This is a genomic window from Aquimarina sp. TRL1, from assembly GCF_013365535.1.
Taxonomy (GTDB): domain Bacteria; phylum Bacteroidota; class Bacteroidia; order Flavobacteriales; family Flavobacteriaceae; genus Aquimarina; species Aquimarina hainanensis.
In genome coordinates this window covers 4,349,231-4,371,425 of record NZ_CP053590.1, presented here as the reverse complement: position 1 = coordinate 4,371,425, position 22,195 = coordinate 4,349,231, and the positions used below count along the sequence as shown (strand labels likewise).

General features: G+C 32.7%; 18 protein-coding genes. 4 read left to right on the top strand and 14 right to left on the bottom strand.

What is annotated here, in order from left to right; translation table 11 throughout:
* Nucleotides 1–17: 17 nt before the first annotated feature.
* From HN014_RS17935 to HN014_RS17895, 9 genes are all read right to left on the bottom strand, one after another.
* A complete protein-coding gene (locus HN014_RS17935) occupies nt 18–626 on the bottom strand; it encodes a matrixin family metalloprotease (protein ID WP_176030222.1) in 609 nt (202 codons plus the stop codon).
* A 713-nt stretch (nt 627–1,339) separates the two neighbouring features.
* Nucleotides 1,340–4,591 carry a M14 family zinc carboxypeptidase gene (locus HN014_RS17930; protein WP_176030221.1) on the bottom strand — a complete coding sequence of 1,084 codons (3,252 nt, stop codon included), beginning with the start codon at nt 4,589–4,591 and terminating at the stop codon, nt 1,340–1,342.
* A gap of 339 nt (nt 4,592–4,930) precedes the next feature.
* Nucleotides 4,931–5,464, bottom strand: coding sequence for an NADPH-dependent FMN reductase (locus HN014_RS17925; protein WP_176030220.1), 534 nt, complete (start codon nt 5,462–5,464; stop codon nt 4,931–4,933).
* A complete protein-coding gene (locus HN014_RS17920) occupies nt 5,465–5,884 on the bottom strand; it encodes a MarR family winged helix-turn-helix transcriptional regulator (protein ID WP_176030219.1) in 420 nt (139 codons plus the stop codon).
* 68 nt (nt 5,885–5,952) lie between these two features.
* Nucleotides 5,953–6,486: a hypothetical protein gene (locus HN014_RS17915; protein ID WP_176030218.1), complete on the bottom strand. Its 534-nt coding sequence runs from the start codon at nt 6,484–6,486 to the stop codon at nt 5,953–5,955.
* Entirely contained in the window at nt 6,483–7,610 is a 1,128-nt protein-coding gene (locus HN014_RS17910) for a serine hydrolase (protein ID WP_176030217.1), read from the bottom strand. The genes HN014_RS17915 and HN014_RS17910 overlap by 4 nt, the downstream gene beginning before the upstream one ends.
* A 6-nt stretch (nt 7,611–7,616) precedes the next feature.
* Nucleotides 7,617–8,537, bottom strand: a complete 921-nt coding sequence (locus HN014_RS17905; RefSeq protein ID WP_176030216.1) for a hypothetical protein — start codon at nt 8,535–8,537, stop codon at nt 7,617–7,619.
* On the bottom strand, nt 8,534–9,187 hold the full coding sequence (locus HN014_RS17900) for a hypothetical protein (RefSeq protein WP_176030215.1): 654 nt from the start codon (nt 9,185–9,187) through the stop codon (nt 8,534–8,536). The genes HN014_RS17905 and HN014_RS17900 overlap by 4 nt, the downstream gene beginning before the upstream one ends.
* Nucleotides 9,188–9,354: 167 nt before the next feature.
* Complete coding sequence (locus tag HN014_RS17895) at nt 9,355–9,723, bottom strand: hypothetical protein (RefSeq protein ID WP_176030214.1); 369 nt, start codon at nt 9,721–9,723, stop codon at nt 9,355–9,357.
* A 593-nt stretch (nt 9,724–10,316) separates the two neighbouring features.
* On the opposite strand from HN014_RS17895, the gene HN014_RS17890 reads away from it, so the two are divergent.
* Nucleotides 10,317–13,040, top strand: a complete 2,724-nt coding sequence (locus HN014_RS17890) for a GEVED domain-containing protein (RefSeq protein ID WP_176030213.1) — start codon at nt 10,317–10,319, stop codon at nt 13,038–13,040.
* Between the two features lie 371 nt (nt 13,041–13,411).
* On the opposite strand, the gene HN014_RS17885 is transcribed toward HN014_RS17890, so the two are convergent.
* The 4 genes from HN014_RS17885 to HN014_RS17870 all read right to left on the bottom strand — a co-directional run bounded on the left by HN014_RS17885 (nt 13,412) and on the right by HN014_RS17870 (nt 15,849).
* On the bottom strand, nt 13,412–14,062 hold the full coding sequence (locus HN014_RS17885; RefSeq protein ID WP_176030212.1) for an OmpW family protein: 651 nt from the start codon (nt 14,060–14,062) through the stop codon (nt 13,412–13,414).
* A 263-nt stretch (nt 14,063–14,325) separates the two neighbouring features.
* On the bottom strand, nt 14,326–14,622 hold the full coding sequence (locus HN014_RS17880; protein WP_176030211.1) for a hypothetical protein: 297 nt from the start codon (nt 14,620–14,622) through the stop codon (nt 14,326–14,328).
* Between the two features lie 4 nt (nt 14,623–14,626).
* Nucleotides 14,627–15,211 (bottom strand): sugar O-acetyltransferase, encoded by a 585-nt coding sequence (locus HN014_RS17875; protein WP_176030210.1) that lies wholly within the window; start codon nt 15,209–15,211, stop codon nt 14,627–14,629.
* Nucleotides 15,212–15,279: 68 nt separating this feature from the next.
* Nucleotides 15,280–15,849, bottom strand: coding sequence for a Crp/Fnr family transcriptional regulator (locus tag HN014_RS17870; RefSeq protein WP_176030209.1), 570 nt, complete (start codon nt 15,847–15,849; stop codon nt 15,280–15,282).
* 549 nt (nt 15,850–16,398) lie between these two features.
* On the opposite strand from HN014_RS17870, the gene HN014_RS17865 reads away from it, so the two are divergent.
* Together HN014_RS17865 and HN014_RS17860 are read left to right on the top strand one after the other, a co-directional pair.
* A complete protein-coding gene (locus HN014_RS17865) occupies nt 16,399–18,621 on the top strand; it encodes a response regulator (protein WP_176030208.1) in 2,223 nt (740 codons plus the stop codon).
* A 450-nt stretch (nt 18,622–19,071) separates the two neighbouring features.
* Entirely contained in the window at nt 19,072–19,779 is a 708-nt protein-coding gene (locus HN014_RS17860) for a T9SS type A sorting domain-containing protein (RefSeq protein ID WP_176030207.1), read from the top strand.
* Nucleotides 19,780–19,905: 126 nt separating this feature from the next.
* Here HN014_RS17860 and HN014_RS17855 read toward each other — a convergent pair whose 3' ends face one another.
* A complete protein-coding gene (locus HN014_RS17855; RefSeq protein ID WP_176030206.1) occupies nt 19,906–20,616 on the bottom strand; it encodes a DUF2490 domain-containing protein in 711 nt (236 codons plus the stop codon).
* Nucleotides 20,617–21,518: 902 nt separating this feature from the next.
* Between HN014_RS17855 and HN014_RS17850 the strand changes: the two genes are divergently transcribed.
* Nucleotides 21,519–22,193, top strand: a complete 675-nt coding sequence (locus HN014_RS17850; RefSeq protein WP_176031155.1) for a TetR/AcrR family transcriptional regulator — start codon at nt 21,519–21,521, stop codon at nt 22,191–22,193.
* The last annotated feature ends 2 nt before the right edge of the window (nt 22,194–22,195 follow it).

Below are 22,195 nucleotides of genomic sequence, written 5' to 3'. Positions count from 1 at the left end.
TCTGTCTGTGTCTGTTTTTAAAAACTGCTTAGTTGATTAATTCTTCCTTTAAGTAACTCCAACTGAATATCTTTAAAGAATCTACGCTCATTCTTTTTGGTACTCATTATATTATCAATTTCACTGACATGGGACAATCCTAACGCATGACCTATTTCATGTGCTGTAGTATTGGTATACAAAAATTTATCTGTTATCAATACTCTGTCCTCTCCTCCTATTCCAGCAATTGCAAGAATGTTATCTCTTTTAATAATAAAAATACTCAGCTTTCCTTTTTTATGAAAAGAAGCGGTTTGATCTAAAAACACTTCTGTTTCTTTATATCTATTATCTCTGAGGTTAAACAATTCATCATTTATAAAATCTCTTGATTCGCCCTGTATCAATTCAATATTATACTTGTGAAAATATCCTTCGTTTAAATAATTCAAAAACTGGACTTCATCTAACTTATACATTGCATTGGTATAAAACCCTCCTGATGGTAGAACATATATAATATCAACAATTAATTTGTTTTCTATATTCTCCATTTGTATCAATTCTGTGGTTGATACATTCTCTTCTCCTTTACTACATGATAATAATAGTATTCCAATAAAAATTAATGATAATGTCTTCATAATGTAAGCTTGTTAATAGAAATTTCGGCATGGTGATTAAAATTTTGTACTTATAATAATTTTACTCATTCGTCATCAGTCATCAACATAGCCATACATCTTTTTCCCTTAACTTTACTAGAAGGCAATACTATGTCCCCACAAAAAATATTTTTTTTTGCGTATTTAAAATTGACCGTACGTATTATACAACCTTGTTATATCATGAGCTGACATGATACAAAACAATAGCTGATAATGATCCTGTTAATGTGGATACGAAATATTGGAGGGGGTATTATGTAAAGTAATAATATATCATTTGGGGAGATTACACATCTCGAAATCAATGATTCAAAATGTACGTAATTTGGATATATTTATTTTAGAGAAATTATCGTACTACGTAGAGTAATTACAATCTAAAGAGTACGTAAATAACATCTCAACTTTTAAAAAAATGAAGTGAAATAAGGTTTTCATAATGTGGTTTATTAGTAATTAGTATGTACGTGGTTTTATTCTATCTATAAATATGTTAAAAAATGGAGTACCAATAACTAAGAACCTAAACGTATGATTTTTGTGATATCTAAATTTACAAAAAATCTATAAATAAAACAATATATAATTTATTGTTTTTTAGACAAATAACACTGTTCCTACGGTTAATAACCAAAAACAGACTATTAATGGTAAATAGCCTGTTTTTAATTAATAATTTTATACTAGTATTACTTTATAATAAAGGGTTTAATTATTTTTTTCCCTTTTGATGTTATTTCTAAGAAGTATATTCCTTCCGAGAATGCTTCGAGTATAATTTTATAGTTCGTAAGTTTTTTTCTTTTTATTATTTTTCCTCTTGAGTTATATATTATATAAGATGTATTTCTGTTCAGTTTCTGAGATGTTTTTATATATAATGTATTATTAGTTATTGGATTCGGGTAAATTGTAATATCGGCTGTTGTATCAACCGGGATACTTCCTCCCTTTACAGCACTACTTAATGATGCCGAATTAATAGTGATCGGATAATCTTCGACCTCTCCATATGCGAATGTTTCGCATGCGGATGCCTGTCCGTTATACTTCATAGCAACACGCATTCTGGTATTTCCTAATAAAGCCGTGGTCGGTATGGTAAAATTATATGAATGATTTGTACCATCTGATACATTTGCAGAAACAATCTCTTCTGTGTTGTCAAATGTTCCATTTTGATCAAAATCGATCCAAACATTCCAGTATTCTCTGTATGAGCGCCCTGTAAAACCAGCACTTAGAACGATTGTATTGGCTCCGGTTGTAACGGTTCCTATTTGATTTTCGAAATAAGCATACCCTCCATTAGCTCCGGTTGTATTAGAAATTCCTCCGATTTGTACTAAATCGATAAATTCATAATTAATATTGTTTCCTTTCGCGTCACAATAAATCAAAGAAGGTTCTGAGGTAGTAACCGATATCGTATTGCTTTTTTCTGAAACATTACCTGCTGCATCCATCGCTTTTACATAAAAAGAATATGAAGTATTTGCTGATAAACCAGTTATACTGTAATTTACATTTGTTGTTGTTGCTTCTGCTACATCATTTTTGAAAATAGTATACCCTGTCACTCCAATATTATCTGTAGAGGGCTGCCAGCTTAATTGTACTGATTCATGTGTAATAGCGGAAGAAGATAAATTTGCAGGAACGCTGGGAGCTGTTATATCTGGAGTAACAGATTTTATATTAATATTATCTATCGCAATATCACTTCGCCAGTTGGCACCTGTTTTTCCTCTGAATTGAATTTTAATTACGCTTCCTGCATAAGAAGTTAAGTCAATATTAGCTTGTTTCCAGGAATTTCCCTGATTTCCATTTTTACTCCATAGAGAAGAATAGGTACTTCCATCATCTGTACTAACCAGTAATTCCAAATCTCCAATAGCTCCTCCATACATATGGTATCCAAATTCTAAGGAAACTCCATTTAATGTTGACAGGTCTATACATGGGCTTGTCAATAAAGCTACTTTATTAGGACTCCCCGGAGGAGTAACATTCACAGAGGCCTCTGTATACATATAATAATTTCCGTCTTGCGCCGCAGAGGGTCCCGTGGAAACCGAAGGGGTTCCTCCTGAATCTCTTGTCCAATCAATATCATCTCCTGTGCTATTTTCCCATACTCCCAATCCATTCTCGAAACTTTCCTGGTAAGGAAAAGTATGTATACCTGTACAGGCGGCTACTGATGTAGTCATAAACATGACAGAGGCACTATACGGTGAACTTATTCCTCCCTCGCAATTCACTCGTACCTGAACCTCATAAGAAGTTTCTGGTAGTAAATTAGTAATTGTAATTTCTGCTACAGTACTATTTTTAATTGTCCAGGCCGTCGTCCCCTCTTTTCTATAACGCAGGTCATATGTTGCATCTGACGAAGCATTCCATTGAATGGTAGCAGCTGAGGATTGGATATTAGTAACTGTTATCCCATCAGGAGCTGTTGCATTTAAAGGGGTTAATTGCACATTTTTGATCGTTTTGCTTCCATCTGCAACCTGAACTCCTGTTACGGTAAGCGACTCATAGCACGGAGCTTCATATAATATACTGTACGTACCTGCTTTTATCAACCTGTAATAATCACCTCCCGGAAGTTCTGTCGGAACCCAGGAATCAAAACCTTCTTTTCCTATAATAGTTACCTTTGCAGCAATCGGCTCATTGGTGACTACATCCGTTACAGTTCCATGAATTCCATTTGTTACTTGTTTTAGAAAAGCGATAAGCGCTTCTTTATTGTAATTCCAGAAATTGACTAACTGACTGGCAGGAGGTGTTTTATTTGTAGATAATTCTACTGTTACCTCTCTCCCTTTTTTGAAATAAATCTGATAATCCTGTCTTCCCCCTTGTACTTCATACCAATTATATCCATTTGTTATTCCATTATTGCGATCATCAAAATAACCAGCTGGACTATCAGCCTGACAATGATCTCTATATTCTTCCGAAATATGCAAAAAATAATCTTTGTCAGGATGTGGGGCGGCATAAGTATCCCATGGATAATTAATTAATTCAATTCCTCCATGAAAATTGGCCGATAAGACAAAATGTTTTGAATCTGCAAAATTCATAAAAGCTATGGTTTCTGTCTGATAACTATTTCCATCAGGATGAGGACCATCTTCCGGATCAGGATAATTTCTATTGAGATCAACATTATTAGCATTCCCCCGAATTGCATTTGCTACAGAAGAATTATCCGGACTGTTTCTAAATGTTCCATCTGGATTCGCTAATGGATTTATCCATACTTCAGTAGTATCTAATAATGTTTTTATTTCTGCATGTCTGGGATGTGAAGTATTGGTATATGCTTGTAGTAAGAAATCAATAAGATTGAGCATCATTGGATATCCTGCTATTTCATCTCCATGCATAGAAGAAGTGTACATTACTCTGGGTTCTTGCTCATTTGCATTGACATTATCAGATAATTTTACAAATAATAATGACTTGTCACCTTCAGTAGTACTTCCTATATTAACAACCTTACATAAATTGGGATTCGCTTGTGCAAAATTATTCATCATTCCCTCATAAGCTGCATAGGTTGGATATGCTGTTAGAGGGAAGGTTGCTGCTTTGGCCTTAACACTGGAAAGCATTTTTCTTTCTCCAATTTCATTATCCGCTTTAGTTACATAAAATTGTATTTTCTTTGTTAAAAAAGCATCGTATTGTTTTTGATTTGCCATTACTTTTACTACGTTAGTTGCTTCATCAAAATGAACAATAGATAATCCTTTGGTATACGATCTCAGTGTTGATTTTTCCTTAATTTTAAAAGACAGGATAACCTCTCCTTTTTTACTTAGATAATTTTCGGCTAATTTGTTGTAGTTCGTTTGTGCTGATACATACATACAGCATGTAAGCCACACAAACACGGCTAAAAGTGTTTTTGCCTTCATAGTTTTAAGAGTGTTTAGAAGTTTGTTGGTTTTATAAAAATCTATTAATTAATAGATTACTCATACAATGTAGTGTATTTTTTGTAGGAATTCAACTAAACACTACTTGTTAAATTAATTTTTAGACCTATTCAAAATACTTTTACCTTATATATTAATCCGATAATCGAGTGTTCTTACTACAGAATATATTTCAAAATTAACATTCATTCTTCGTGTAATATTTTTGTATAAATACCTGGTTTGTTTCTGTACACTACTTTCTTTATTCGCTTTTTTAGTATAAAAAAGCAGTACTAAAACAGTACTGCTTCTATATATATAATTATGTAATGTGCATTAAATTATTGCTGCTTCTAATTCATTGATTTTAGTATTTAAAATACTCATTATTTCTTCGTTAATTATTTTTCCATCGACAAAATTAGTATGAAATGACGGGATTGCTAAATCTGCTATAATATTTCCTCCTAAATGAGGAAAAGTAGTTTTTGCAGCTTGTAATACTGTAGCTCCCCCTCTACCACCTGGAGATGTTGATAAAAGTAACATCGGTTTATTTTTCCATACTTCTTTATGAATTCTGGATAACCAGTCAAAAGCATTTTTAAACCCTACAGCGTATGATCCATTGTGTTCTGCCAGCGAAATTACTATTGCATCAGCAGATTCTATCGTCCTATTCAGACGTACAGCCTCCTCGGGAATTCCTTGTTCTGTTTCCGTATCAATACTGTATAATGGCAATTCAAAATCATTCAAATCAACTACAGTAGTTGTAGCTGATGTAATTAAATTAGCTGCGTATGTTGCCAGTGTTTTATTTATCGAATTTTTACTATTACTTCCTCCTATTGCGATGATATTCTTCATTTAGTTTCCTTTTAATTTAATTATTAACTCTTTTAGCTTATTTGCTTCTTCTTTACTTAGATTTGTACTCATAGGCATATGAAAATCATTTACTTTTTTATCGAGCTTTTCCAAAAGTGCCAACCCTTTTTCTGTAATAACAATATCCATTTTTCTTCGATCTTCAGAACATAATTCTCTTCTGACTAAACCTCTAGAACTTAGTTTATCAACAATTCTTGTAACATTGCTAGACCGTTGGATCATATTTTCTAATATTTGATTCACTGATAAAGGAGTACCTCCAGCACCTCTTAATATTCTCAATACATTAAACTGAGGCTCATATATCTGATATTCCTTAAGTTCCCGGGAAATCTGATCTGTAAACCAATGCCCTGTTCTGATAATTTCTATTACCGCATTGAAATATTCATTCATAATACCTACATTATTTGTAGGTACAAATATATAATTAAATTTTATGTAATTCTTTTTTTAATAACTATTTAACGTTTTTTAAAAAGCTTGAAATTAATGAGTTTTCCTTCTTTTTTGACCAAGAAAAAAGAAACTAAAGCTCCAAATATACCAAAGACGAAAGTAACTACAGAGTTAATAATAGCAAATGGATACGCTACAATGTTCTCTGCTTCTTTTTGCGGATCTAAACTTATCAAGAAATTCCAATAATCCACTGCTAAGCTATCATCTACGAAATAAACGATACTATCTAAAATAAAATAGATCAATATACTAATTCCTAAAACTAAAAATATTGCATTTCTTCGCTTACACCTTTTTGAAAATTGTTGCTTGAGCTGGTAAAAAAAAGGATTTAACCGCACGTAATTAATTAAAACAGTTAAGACTATTAAATATACTCCTGCAATAACAGACAGCAAGACTAATTCCCTGGTATTTAATCCGTTGATTTGCCATAAAAAGGTAGTTAAAAACGTCAGAGAAAACAAAGAAACACCGACCAGGATTCCTGTTTCAATAACATATACTAATTGTTTACTGATTTTATTTTTTTTCATGTCATTTTTTGGTTTAATGTTTTTAAAATAGATTTCGTGATCTTATCAAACCTCATATTTGTAGAGTTATCTAATACGACTACACACGCATTGGTTTTATGATTCTTAAGAATCAAAGAATTAGACGCTAACCAACTCCCGTTATGCCAGCTAACATCTCCAGCTAATACCCAACCGAAGCCGTAGTTAGATGGGGATCCGTTAGCTAATACAGGAGCAATAAAGGCTTCTTTCATTTCTGAGGAATTCAACAAGTTATTTTTAGTCCAGATAGCGCTCCATTTTTCCATATCCGAAATACTGGAAAAAACAGCCCCATCTCCTGCTACACCATCAATCCAATTAGGAGTTATCTCTATTGGTTTACTTTTTAGAAAAGCTTCAAATCCTTTTGCTTTATCTTTTTCAAAATGTTCATCTGCTTCTGATAGTAAATTCCAAACTCTTGTTTCTTCTAAACCCAATGGTTGAAAAATAACATGCTTCATGTACTTCTCAAAAGAGTGTTTAGATACAATTTCTATTATTCTTGCTAAAACAATATAATTGGTATTGTTATAATAATATTCTTCTAGCGGATTTTTTATAATGTGATCTGGATATTGACATAGTAACTCGACCGCATCTTTTAATGACAAAACATACGAGGCTGTTTTTTTCTTTTTCTTTGCTAATTTTATATAATCAGCCCGTATCCCTGATGTCTGATTCAAAAGATGTCTGATAGTAACTTTAGGATAAGGAAAATCAGGAATGATTTGAGTTACACGTGTATCATAACTCAAATCATGTTTTTTAATCAACACCATAATCCCGAATGCTGTAAATTGTTTGGATACAGAAGCTAACCTAAACCTGGAATGCAGATGTAATTTTTCTTTTTTTAAATAAGATGTAAAACCAACTGCTTTTCTTAATAATGCCTCTCCTCGATCAACAATTAATATAGCACCATTAAATTTCTTTTCTTCAGTTAGTAAATCCAACCAATCCGAAATAGCCTCTACTACATCTTTTTCTTTTTCATGAAGCAACTTAGGTGTATATAGTTCGTATACCCACAATATCCTAATTAATAACCCTATAAGAGCTATAACTAAGAGGATGATAAGAAAAATATTCATTAATATTTAAGGATTTGTTTTGAGTTTAGCTGTTAGTTTAATCTTACACCATTCGATAGTAGTATCAATCCACTTTAATAATTTGTCCCACTCCTTATTTGATAAGAAAAATCCTTGTAATAAGATAAATACAATTTGAAAATCATAAAGCATCATAAATATGCCTATCCCCGAGTGTAATAATATAGAACATACCATCATAGGATATTTGGTTTTCTTGAACCAGATTAGGAATGGATAGATCAGTTCTATCAAAATAGTTCCATAGGTAGACAGTGTAACAAATACTCCGCTTTGTACCAAGATGGAATTCCAGGAAGTTCCCTGAAAACGTTCAGACCCTAATACGTAATAAGTAGCCACTCCATTAAACCATACATCCGCATGAATTTTATGTACTGCCGAAACAAAATACACCAAACAGAAATGAGCACATAAAGAGTATCCAGCCAGATTCGATATAAAATTGGAGAACTTTTTAGCTTCTTCGTTTTTAAACTGCAATGGTTTTATACTAAACCGATTATACGAATCGATAAATATATAGTACAATACGACAAACTTCATAAGATTATCTCCCCCATTGAGTGTCAACCAGGCAAAGTTTTGAATGAGTTCTAAATGGATAAATAGTAAAATGGCAGTATATCTTTTTCCGATACCAAACAGAAAAAGAAGAATAACCAGAATATAAGAGAACATAAAGATCTCGAAATATTCCCTCATGACACCTGTATCTAGATTAAAATAATCTAATATAGCTGCTGGATCAGGATGTAAGAACGAATCTCCTTTATATAAAAGACCATTAAAATTCCATGTAATAATAATGTCTTTTAATAGGTAAAGCCCTATAAAAACCCTAAAAAAAGGCGCATAAAAGCTAAATCTATTTTCTTGACTAAATTGATTTATAAAGTTTTTCATTTTCTTTCAATTGTAAATTTATCACTCTTAAACACCAAACTCTCTTCATGTCCTGTGGGGGAATTCAATTTATTTCTATCTGCGAATTTTGGCATATCAATTTGTGTCATTTCAATTCTGACATAATAATTATTGATATCAATATGATTCTTCGCAGCTACAAAAACAGCATAGTTTTTTAATGTTTGAAAATTGGTTGTTGTCTGGGTATAAATCCTTCCCTTTTCTATTCTGATTTCATCAGTTACCTCTTCCATCTCTCCTACATCTTGTTGATAACTCAATGACTCATTAACAGCTACCAATCCATCAGATACACTATGCAATGAACTGGAGAGTACATAATCTAGTATATCTTCTGCTGAATTAAAAGGAGCTTTAGATGTTTTCATTCGCTGTAAAGGAGCGATAACCTCAAATGTTTTTGTGTCTGTAGAGTCTGATTTATTTTCAAAAACATAGTACAACCGATCATTGTACTTTGGCGGGGGAGCAAAGAACCCCCACTTTTGATACAAAAAGGTATCAAAAAATTCTTGCCCTTCTAGAAAGGATATTTTTATATAATTATCGGGTCCTACAAATAAAAGGGTTACTCCCCAATAGATTGCAAGACATCCTATTGCTATGTAAGAAAAAAAGTGTCTCATATCGTATGAGTATTATTGTTAGTAAACTTCCCCGTTGTATGATACGAGGTATTATATAAGAAATGAATATAAATTTCGAGAGAAATCCCGAACTATTTCACATCTTTACTATTGAGTAAAAACAAGCGGCTGTTAAAAAACAGCCACCTGTCGTAGTCTTCAACAAATTATCCTAAAGAATGGATTTTTTGCTTTTTAAACACTTTTAGATCCTTAACATAATTGTTTTTGTGATCATTAACATTATCATATGCAAACATAATGTAAGTAGATGCTTGCATGATTACTTGCTCAATTCCTGGCAATTGTACTCTTGCTACCTCTCTGGTATACACAATAGCTCTACGTGTAGCTCTCGCCGTGAAACGTAATGCTGCTGCAAGAATCGCTGCTTGCTCAGGATTTTGATCATCAGCAGAAACATACGTAATAGTGTCTGCTGAGCCATAAAGATCATCACCTCCATTACTAAAGCTCATGAAGATGAACGCCATGGCTATCAATCCAATAGCCCCAAATGATTTGATTTTTTTCATGATTGAAAAAATTTAAAATGTGATTCCTACTCTATTAAAGGCTTTTCGGATTCCGCCTTAAATCAGATTGATATTAAGTTAAGTAGAGTAATATGCTTGCTATAGAGACATGATTAGGGGAGTAATTATGTCTATCAGGTAAGTAGGTTTATTTACTATGTCTCGAACTAAGAAAGTTCAATTCTTTATTTCAATGATAAGAGGTATAAAATTAAACTTAACTCTTTGATTTTAAAAACACCAAAACCTCAATTTTTATATGTAATATCCTTATTTTTAAAGTTTTACGTATTCAAAAAGCTTATAAACATTGATAAAAAACAAAATATTAACACTTTATTTAAAAAAAAATAATTTTTCGGGTAGGGTATTTTCTTTTTCGGCTGTTATATCTGATAATTATTTATCAAAATGAAAAACAAAAACAAAAAATATGTATTGCGTACCCCTTAATAGGTGTCATTGTTTATTATAAAAATGTATCGTAAAAACATCCAGCACCCATTAGTAAGTATATGTTAAGTGAATCTCTATTTCTAAAAAACTAATTAGATAAATCACAAACTCATTTTAATTAAGCTTAACTATAAATTATGAAAAAAGTCGTATTTATTTTAGTCGTATTACTAGGACTACAAACGCAAGCTTCTAATGATAAGTATCGTTTATCATTGAGAGGCAATCCAGCCACTTCCATTGTTATAGGATGGAACCAGATTTCGGGTAGTAACCCTACAGTTTATTACGGGACTACGGACCACGGAACAAATTATGCTAATTACCCCAATTCCAAAACACCTGACCGAACTGTTTCATACAAAAGTATGAACAATAACTTTGCACGCTTAACAGGGCTACAACCTAATACTGCGTATTATTTTGTCATCAGAGATAGCCAGGGAACCAGTGAGCGTTTTTGGTTCAAAACGGCACCTTCTGATAACAGTCGATTATCTTTTATTGCCGGAGGGGATTCTAGAAATAACAGGACCCCAAGAAAAAATGCTAACAGGCTTGTTGCCAAACTAAAACCTCATGCTGTGCTCTTTGGAGGAGATATGACCAATAGAGACAGTAGCAGAGAGTGGGTTGAATGGTTTGATGATTGGCAATTAACCATTGCTAGTGATAAAAGGATGTTTCCTATTATAGCCACAAGAGGAAATCACGAAGGTAGCAACAATAGTGTTTACAATCTTTTTGATACGCCTTCATCCAGTGTCTATTATGCAATTACATTTGGTAATAACCTAATCAGAGCCTATACGCTCAATACTCAGATATCTATTTCTGGAAGTCAAACGACATGGTTAAAAGGGGACTTGAATGCAAACCCCAATGTAATTTGGAAAATGGCACAATACCATAAACCAATGCGACCTCATGTGGCAGGGAAATCAGAGGGAAATAGTCAATATAGCAATTGGGCAAAATTGTTTTATGACAAAAATGTAAAACTGGTAGTAGAATGTGACTCACATACTGTAAAAACTACCTGGCCAGTACGCCCTACTACGGCTTCTGGTAATGATGAAGGATTTGTTAGAGATGATCAAAAAGGTACTGTATACGTTGGTGAAGGTTGTTGGGGTGCCCCCTTAAGAACTAACAATGATAACAAGTCCTGGACACGAAGCTCTGCACGATTCAATCAGTTTAAATGGATTTTTGTCGATACCGAAAAAATAGAAACAAGAACTATAAAAGTAGACAACGCCTCTTCTGTTTCTTCGGTATCTAATGCCAATGTTTTCCAGATACCTGCCAATCTAGATATCTGGAATCCATCGACGGGAAGTGTTGTAACAATCACAAAAAGCACAACAGGAGGTGATACACAAGCACCTTCTACTCCCAGAAACTTAACCGTTTCATCAGTAACAGCTACTAGTGTCTCTCTTAGTTGGTCAGCCGCTACAGATAACGTAGGTGTCACTGGATATGACATATACAAAGGAAGTACAAAAGTAGCTACTGCTACTGGTACATCAACAACTGTAAGTGGTCTTACTGCTAACACCTCTTATCAGTTCAAGATAAAAGCAAAAGATGCAGCAGGAAATACTTCTGGGTATAGTAATACGGTGAATGCTACTACTTCTGATAGTGGAGGTTCTACTTATTGTGCCGCAAAAAGTAATAACACTTCTGATGAACATATAAGCAATGTCAAAGTAGGAACTGTATCCAAATCTTCTGGAGCAGGCACTGGGTATAGTGATCACACCGCTACTGTTTTTACTGCAAGAAAAGGAGCTTCTGTTTCTATAGAAATTACAGCGAGTTGGGCAGGAAGAAAATACAGTGAGGCATACGGAGTATGGATCGATTATAATCAGGATGGAGATTTCAAAGACTCTGGAGAAAAAGTATGGACTAAATCTGCCACTCAGACCTCTCCTGTAAGTGGTACCTTTACAATTCCTGCCACTGCTAAAACAGGTAAAACACGAGCTCGTGTTATTATGAGGTATAATACTGTTCCATCAGACTGTGGTACTTTTGATTACGGAGAAGTAGAAGACTATACTTTGAATATTAGCAGTAACGGATCTGGAGGAGATACTCAAGCTCCATCAGCTCCTACCGGATTAACTAGTACAAATGTTTCTTCATCTAGTGTTTCGCTAAACTGGAATGCTTCCACAGATAATGTTGGGGTAACTGGATATGATGTATATAACGGGAATTCAAAAGTTAGCAGCGTTAGCGGTACTTCTGCTACTGTTGGAAACCTTACAGCAAGTACTGCTTATCAATTCAAAGTAAAAGCAACTGATGCTGCTGGAAATGCCTCGGGCTATAGTAATACCGTATCCGTTACGACCTCAGGATCAGGAGGAGGTAATTGCAGTGGAATCCCGCAATATGTTGCAGGTACTGCTTATAGCAATGGAGAAATCGTACAAAATTCAGGAGATAAGTATGAATGTAAGGTATCTGGATGGTGTTCTTCCAGTGCCGCCTGGGCATATAGTCCTGGTAGTGGTCAATATTGGAGTCAAGCCTGGACTAAAATAGGAGCTTGTACAGCTGCTCGCACTAAGTCTGCATCTGTTTCTCTGGGTAAGAAAGGAGTATCTATCTATCCTAACCCATTCAAAAACAATTTTACAGTATACATATCTCAGAAACTTGATAAAGCACATATAACTATATACAATCTTCAGGGGAAATTAGTATATCGTAATGCACAACGAGTAGTTGCTAATCAGCTTACCATTCATACAGACCAAATGCGATCTGGAATTTATTTTTTAGAAATAAAGGATAGTAATGGTCTGATTAGAACAACCAAAAAGATACACAAAAAATAATGCTTTTAAACAACCCTTTTTTTGAGTTCCGACTTAGAAAAGTTTTCATAGAAGTCCATGGTATACCCCAAAACTTGCATACTAAGTAATGAAGCTTATTAATTAGGGTTGTTCTTCTTACAGCTAATATTATTTTACTGATAAAAATATACTGCATCGCAACAAACCCCTTAAGCAGTATACTAGAGATAAATGTTCCTCTCGATTATTAGGTAAACCACCTTGGTGAAAGTACAAGGCATTTACATTTCAATTATCGAGTAAAATCAAAAAAAGGCTTCTCAAAAGAGAAGCCTTTTTAACTAATATGCATTCGTATTATGAAATTCTACTATGTATAATCAGTAGATCGTCTTACTAGTGTCGACATATTAAAATTTATATCCCACTCCAAGACCAAACAACCAGGGATTAATATCAACATCTGCACCTACTGTTGCGCCAAGAGCAGAAGTTGCATCGACAGTTACATCTGTCTGTAAAAAGATTTTCTTTACATCTACATTCAGAAACCATTTATCGGTTAGATCGTAATCAATACCTGCTTGTAGTGCGAAACCAAAACTATTATCATAATCAACGTCATTGGCTACATCTCCTTCATCAACACCATAAAAAATAGTATAGTTAACCCCGGCACCTACATATGGCTTTACTACTAATCCTGTAAAATGGTATTGAAGGGTTAATGTCGGTGGTAATAACCATACATGTCCCAGGTCAATATCTCCTGGCGCAGTCGAAATAGCTTCTACATTATGTTTTGTAGTCCCCAATATTAATTCCGCAGCGATATTCTTTGTGAAAAAATAAGTAATATCCACTTCTGGAATAACCGAAGTAGAAATATCTACATTCCCTCCAATCGTTTCTATAGTTGCACTTTCATCGGGATTAACAACTACTCCTCTAACTCTAATCTGCCACTTACTGTAATCCAATTCTTCTTTCTTATCTTCCTGAGAATATCCAGAAAAAACAAATGTAACAATCACCAATAAACTTACCAATACTTCCTTCATTGTGTATTATTTTTTAAATTAATTTTTGACCAAATTATTATCATAATCCTTGTTATTTTATGACAAATATCATGACTACGCCTCTGCTCTAAATGGTAATATGAAGGAATGAAAAATGAAAGTATTTAGAAATACTTGTAAATCAATAATAAACGACCTTTTTATCTTAAATAAATAAGTTTATATTAAAATTCATAATGTTATGTTAAATTAATCTTTAGCTTAATAACTAAGCTACATTATAAAACGTGGATATAGTATTCTTACACACTTTTTGCTCTTTTGCTTTTTCTTAGAACAATCATGCATAACACCAATTGCAATACTAGTGCCAATCCATTAGTAATCCAAAGGGCTTCTGCTTTAAACCGGACTCCATATAAAGCCCAAAAACCATAAACGAATACCCAACCTATTACGTAGCCAGCTGATAAGCTACTTTTTTCTTTAGATTTATATTCTTTAGAAATCTGTATTGCGGTGATAATCGAAACAGAAAAACCAACGATTAACCCCATTACTTCAAACGCAGAAGCGGGAATTTCATAAAACACATCCATTCGTTTATACTTTTTTAACTATTCTACAAGGATTTCCTACAGCTATAGTGTTATCGGGGATATCTTTGGTCACCACTGAACCTGCTCCTATAGTAACATTATTTCCGATGGTCACCCCTGGTAAAATAGTACTATTCCCTCCTATCCAGACATTATCCCCTATTGTTACCGGTTCGCCATAAGTAGTAAATGTAGCTTGATCTTTCGTTGGGTTCTTTACTAACCTTTCATCAGGATTCACCGGATGTGTTGCCGTATAAATCTGAACCGCCGGGGCTATCAAAACATTTTTTCCGATGGTTATTTTATTAACATCTAATAAAACACAATTCATATTTATTAATGAATTTTCTCCTAAGCTGATATTTTCTCCATAATCACAGAAAAAAGGAGATTCTACCCATACTCCTTCTGAGATGTTTCCTAATAAGTCAGATAAGATTGCTTTTCGGGTTTCCAGATCTCTAGAATCAAGAGTGTTAAGTTTTGATAATAGTTTTCTTGCTTTATGATGCATTTCTAACAATTCCGGATCCCTGGAATTATATATCTTTCCTGCCAACATTTTTTGTTTTTCCGTAGTACTCATTACTTACTCATATATAATATTACAACGGCAAAAATAGAAGCTATTCTTTACATTTTATTTTACCTATGTTAAAAAGTACGGTGGGATCTCAATCTACTTAATGTAACTTGAGTTACGCCTAAAAAGGAAGCTATATACCCTAATTTTATTCGCTGAAAAATATCTGATTTTTCCGCTACAAAATGATCATAACGTTCCTTAGCGGATTGCGTAGCCAATGCAATATGACGTAATTCCAAATCTAAGAAAGCCTTTTGGTGGATTACACGAGACCAATTAGCGATTTCTATATTAGTATGATACAATTCATTTAGCTCCTGTACAGGAATTGCATAAATAATAGAATCTTCTAATAAGTCTACATACTCAAAACCTGGTCTGTTCTCATAACAACTGAGCATCGAAAAAGCAAGTTCCCCTTCTTTACTAAACCAGGTAGTTGTTTCTTCTCCATCAAGAATAATAAATGAACGAGTAAGTCCTTTTTCTATAAAATAATAGTTTTTATCTAACGTCCCTCCCTCAATTAAAAGATGTTTCTTGGGAAGTTCTAATTTAGTCATCTTGCTCGTCAATAATTCAATAGAAGAGGAACTTACCGGGTAGGCTGTTTTAATACTGTGTATGATGGTATTCAATGGAAAAATATAATATTTAAAATAAGAATTAAATCTAGTGTAGCTATTATCTTTTTAAAATGAATTATTTTTATTAAAAAAAGTTAAAACAAGAAAACAAAATGCATCATTTAACGTATTTTAACAACTATATTATTGATTTTTAATGTTTTATTTGCAAAAAATAAATTTTTTAGTTTCCTTTGAACAAACATTAATCATTTTTAATTGTTTTAATAGCTAAACGAAGAGAGAATAACACTAATCATTTTCATAGTAGACTTCTCTCTTTTTTTATTTTACATTTTTCTAGCCAGTCAATATTAGTTACAATTAACTTCACCACACTACTTTTAAAGATATTTTTAACATCTATCACCTCAAATAGTGTAACTATCTTATCCGTAAATATTACTTTTTAATCATAAAAGTGTGTACGAAAACGTTTTCGTGTTGTAGAAAAACTTCATATTCAAAATATTTTTTCAAAAAAATTGAACTTCAACACATTAAAACTTTGAGATCTTCACTTTTTTTCTACTTTAGCTCCCATATTACACCCATAACAATATGAATATAATACCCACCAAGTATCTTATTACCTTATTCTTGCTTATTACCATAAACATGCAAGGATTCCAAAATAAAGATCCTTTAACTCAAGAACAATTAACTACAGCTTTAGACTCTGTTGAGTATTGGATAGAAAATGATTATATCACCAGAGCATTAAAAGAAATTGACAAAGTAGAAAGTGCTGCTGTACTTAGCAGAAATCAGCATTTTATAGCCAGAGCATACCGATTGAGAAGTGCTGTAGCTCTTTATGTAAACGACTATAAAACCTTTAAATCATATTTGGATAAAGCTTCTGATTGGCAGGACACAGTTCAGGATCCTTATGGAGAGGTTTTTGTCAATAACCTTAAAGGGCTTTATTACAAAAAAGTAACAAAGGATCTTGACCAAGCCATTGTATACTTTAATAAAGCAGTAGAAGCGGGAAATAAACCAGCATATGAAGAACAAATAATCGATATCTATTTTAACTTAACCTCTATACTATACAGCAAGAAGGAATGGGATGCCTGCTATAAGATGTCTCAAAAAGCGATACGGTTAGCCGAAAAATACACCAAAAACAGTCGGCTGGTTCGCCTCTATTACTATTGTGGAGTAGCTTGCGCCAATACAGATAGATTTGATGAAGCTTTAGACTATTACAAGAAAGGAGAGCAAATAGCACTTCAGGAAATAGATACAGCAAAAACAGTAAATAAAACCAATTATGTAATTTATCTATCTGGTTTAGCAAATTTATACGATCGTAAAAAGGATTATAAAGTAGCTAATCAGTTTTATCAAAAGTACTTTGTAGAATTAGCACATCAGAATAATGCTTTTCTCGAAAAGTATAGCAATATGATGAAATCGTATAAAAATCTACAATTACGAGAAAAAGAAAGCGAAAAAATGTTGGTAGAATATCAATACCAGCAAACGCAACTAAAACTCAATAAATATCTGATATTTTTGGGGATTGGGATTATTATTGCCCTGATCTTTGTCATCTTACTTCAATACACCAACTCTAAGCTAAAAACAGAGAATAATAAGCTTCTCAAACAAAAAAATGCGGAACTACAGCTAGCAAAAGAGAAAGTAGAAGATGCTTACGCTAAAAAAACATTGTTTGTCAACAATATCACACATGAATTAAGAACCCCTCTTCATGCGATAACAGGTATCGCTCACTTACTGGAGCAAGAAAACACAAATAGAGAACAACATAAGAGACACTTGAAGATATTACAGTTTTCTGGTAAATATTTGCTTCGTTTTGTAAACGATATTATAGATATCAATACTACAGAAACTTCTGAAAAAACCACCTTAAAAAAAGTAGATATTGATGTAAATAAATTCATCAATACAATTAGAGAATCTATCAGTTATTTTATTACAGGAGAATACAATAACAGCTTTGATTTTGTCATTGATAAAGCACTTCCCAAAACGATTATTAGCGATCCCGATTCTTTAGCTAGAGTAATTATTTCCTTATTATCTCACGTCGCAAAAAACACTGAAAATGGAAACATATTGTTAGCCATCAAAAGTCTCGATACCGATACTTCTGATTGCAGAATCCTGTTTAGTACTAACTGTAAAAACTTATACCTTCCTGAAGAGAGAATTCAGGAATTAAAAAAATCTTTTACAGAAGGGAATTCTGCCATTTTTACTGCATTGTCAGATAAGCATAATCATTCTGCAGTTGAATTAGTAATGGCTAATAAATTATTGTTACAATTCGACAGTTCTCTAGATTTATCTTCGGATAAGGAAAATGGAAGTACTTTCTCTTTTATTGTAGATTTTGCATCGCCTGATAAAAAAATAAAAAAGAAAGAGGAAGTCATTGTTAATAAAGATGGAGTTAAAATTCTAATTGTAGAAGATAATCGTATCAATCAATTAATAACCTGTAAAATAATTAACAATTTTGGGTATTATTGCGAGGTGGTTTCTAATGGATATGAAGCACTCGAAAAAACAGAACAAGAATCATACGATCTAATTTTAATGGATATTATGATGGATGGGATCGATGGTTTTGAGACGACCCGTAGAATCAGAAAAAAAGGAATTAATACCCCTATCATTGCACTAACGGCAATCTCCAAGGAAGAAAACAAACACTTCTTTGAGGAAGTAGGAATTAATACTGTAATTAATAAACCTTTTGAACCTTCTATGCTCCGTATCCAAATAGAAAACTCATTGACCTAAATTTATCACTGTATTCAGAAAAAAAAATACACTATTTTAATATCTAATATTACTCAACCATCCCCGTTGAAGGTATCATTTCTATATCATTAATCATAAAAGCAGTTATTTCTTATAATAATGATATAGAGATGGTACACCTAAGTATGATTTTCTACTTCTTTTTGAAGAACAACAGAAGGAATAATGTATCCGTATAAAAAGGATTGAAATCAGGAAACAACACTAAGTTTACTTTCAGCATCATTTACCCCTAGAAATAAAGAGATTTCTACTTACTAAGTATATCCTCAAAAACAGGATGTTTACACAGCTTTTTTGTACCACTAAAAGAACTCCTTAAGGGGATTACCATTTAATTTTCAATTAATTACCATATCGTTTTCTTTGATATAATTATTACATTAATCATAGCAAACTAATAAACTCACTTTTAAAACCATACATATTATGAATTCTTTAAAACCCATTATCATTTTATTATGCATTCTTGCATTTATACCATCAAATGCTCAAGTACATATCGGTCAGGGAGTCACCTCTCCTGATGACTGGGTAGATTACACCTCTTTAGGGATTTACGTAGATGTAAATACCAGTGCTTGCAAATTCAAAACAACTCCTCACTACCTGGTTACCATTGAATCTATTACTAATTCAGGCTATCATTGGTACACAGGTGGAGTTCCTGCTATTTATAATCCTACTCCTACTGGTTTTAGAGTATATCTGAGATGGATAGACCACCCAAGTGATTTACCTTCAATAGGAGGACTAGGATTCCCCAATCCACTAAGAGCAGATGCTGCAAAAAACAGAGGATGGGTAATTCGGTGGACAGGAATAGAGCAACGAGATTGCGCTCCTGGATCCTTACCCTCACGTACTATCGAAACTTCTGGTAATGCTTTTGGAAAAACAACTACTAAACAACTTGATCAACCAGAAATCAAAGTTAGTCCGAATCCTTCTAAGAATAGCATAGAAATTATGGTATCAGATATGACATTAGAAAAAATAGAAATATATAATCACAATGGGCTTCTTCTTTTAACTTCTTCAATAAAAACAATAGATATTAGCCAACTTCCCGAAGGGAATTATATAGCAAAAATATACACAGAAACAGGAAGCTATAGCAAACAATTTATAAAATAAATGTGATCCCCTTGATAAGGTTCACTAGTCATATTTTGAAAAAGAGAAGTAGTTATTTACTGAGTCCGTTACACCTGTTTTTAGGTGGTGGACTCAGTTTATTATATCGATCTTAAAAAAGTAAACTTACTTAATACGGTACTTAAAAGTTGTTTGCAAAATATGATTACTGCGGTGATTTGAATTACCGATAGGTCCATGGTCATTCATATACCCTATCCCTAAACTTCCTCCTTTAATAAGTGGATATGATAATCCTACGTAGAACCAATTCTGATTCAATGACCTTGGAACGATTCCCTTTTCTGTAAGTAACCATACTTCATCAAAAACGGCAAGCTTAAGCTTTTTATCTTCTGTAACAGTCACTAAAGGAATTGTCCAGCTCAATCGGTATCGAAATCTATTAGAAAACTCTGTATCACCGATAGAAAAACCCCCAGTATTATCTTGCAAAACAGTTTCTATAAAACGATGTTCCATACGAAATCTGTGTTTTACTGAAGACTTTCCATATACACTAGACAAAACCACTTCTTCCCAAACATTATTCTCCTGGAAATCTATTGTTTCCCTGTAATTTTTGATATAGGAATATCCTCCTCCAATTTTTACTCCTTTGGTTACTTTATAATGTATAGACGGGCGAGCGATAAACTGCTGCCAATCAGAAAAAAAGTTTGTTCTCCGAAAATGAAGCTCATTTTCTGCATAGAATTTAGGACTGATCGTATAATCTACAATTAGAGAATTCCAGGCACTGTAACTTTTAATATCTTCTTGTGCAAATGAGATTAAAGGAACGAGTACTAAAACGTACTTAAAAATAGATTTCATAAAAGTGGTGTTTTGTGATATATTTAGTTTACTAAGATTAAAAAATAGTTTGGAATTAAGCCCTTCAAATGAAAAAACTTTCAATTATCGGATACTCTCCTTCCCCTACTGAATATCAATAGTATTAACATTTCAAATTTACTAGTATTTATTGTTTTCGAAATATTTTTCAAATGTATTTTTTTTTAAACATAGTAATAGTAAATGGACTATTTATATCTAGAGTATTACATAGGTTTTATAATATTTTGTGTTTTATTTAAGAAAAAACACGCACTTTCTCTGTAATATTACAACAACAATGTTTGTATACGATTGCAATAATGAAAAATCATTGTAATAGTTAATCACAGATAAAAAACATCATCAATCATAATAATAAACCAATTCGATTGTAATATCTGAAAAATGCAGATTCATAGTTCTATATGAAAGTACTAAGTATATCATATTACAATTAATCATTATGTAAATTTCATGGGGAAGAAACTACATTATCAAAAAAAGGAACATCAAATATGTATTCACAATGGCAGGTGTTCGATTATATTCAATACACACATTTTGGAAAAAAATAACTAGTAAGGTTTCTAGTTTTCTTATACTAAGAACCATCTATTGCTAACATCGTCAATCAACGTGTTATAAGTCAATGATTTGCCTAACAGTTGGAAAAAATCAAACGATAGAATCCATTTTTATTACACAATTAACAACCAATCAAACCTCGTAATTAGGATTCGTTACGAGGTTTACATCCAAATAAAAAGTTGAAAATCAATATATTAAAACATTTGTAATGTTGTGCAAAAAATAAAACTAATAGTATTTAAGTATAATTTAACATGGATATTTTCTATATTAATAGTAATACTATTAGTTTTGCCACAAATTATATTATTATGGATCAATTACTTTCTAATTTAAAGATTAGTATCGCCGATAAAATATATAGTAAAGACCCTGAATCTTCCGATTTAGGGAAAAGAATTATTGAGCACAGCATTCTTTTAATTGATGAAATTGGCTTTGATAATTTTACTTTCAAAAAGCTTGGAACCAAAATAGGATCGAATGAAAGTTCTATTTATAGATATTTCGATAATAAACATAAGTTATTACTATATCTTACATCTTGGTATTGGGGATGGATTGAGTATCACCTGGTATTTGCGACACACAGTATTACAGATCCTATTGAAAAGCTAAAAAAGGCTATAGAAATTGTTACCAAAACAACCCGGCAAGATTCATCATTTACACATGTTAACGAGGTGATTCTAAACAAAATAGTCATTAATGAATATTCTAAATCGTACCTAACCAAAGAAGTTGATGAAGAAAATAAAGAAGGGTATTTCGTCATATACAAAAGACTTGTTACCCGAATAAAAGACATGATCACCGCTGTAAACCCTGCGTATGAGTTTTCTTCCAGTCTTGCCAGTACTATTATAGAAGGAGCCTTACATCAACATTTTTTAAAGGAACATTTCGCGTCACTTACGGATTGTTCTGATAAAGTATCCCCAACTATTTTTTTTACAAACCTTGCTTTAAAAACATTAGAAAAATAACG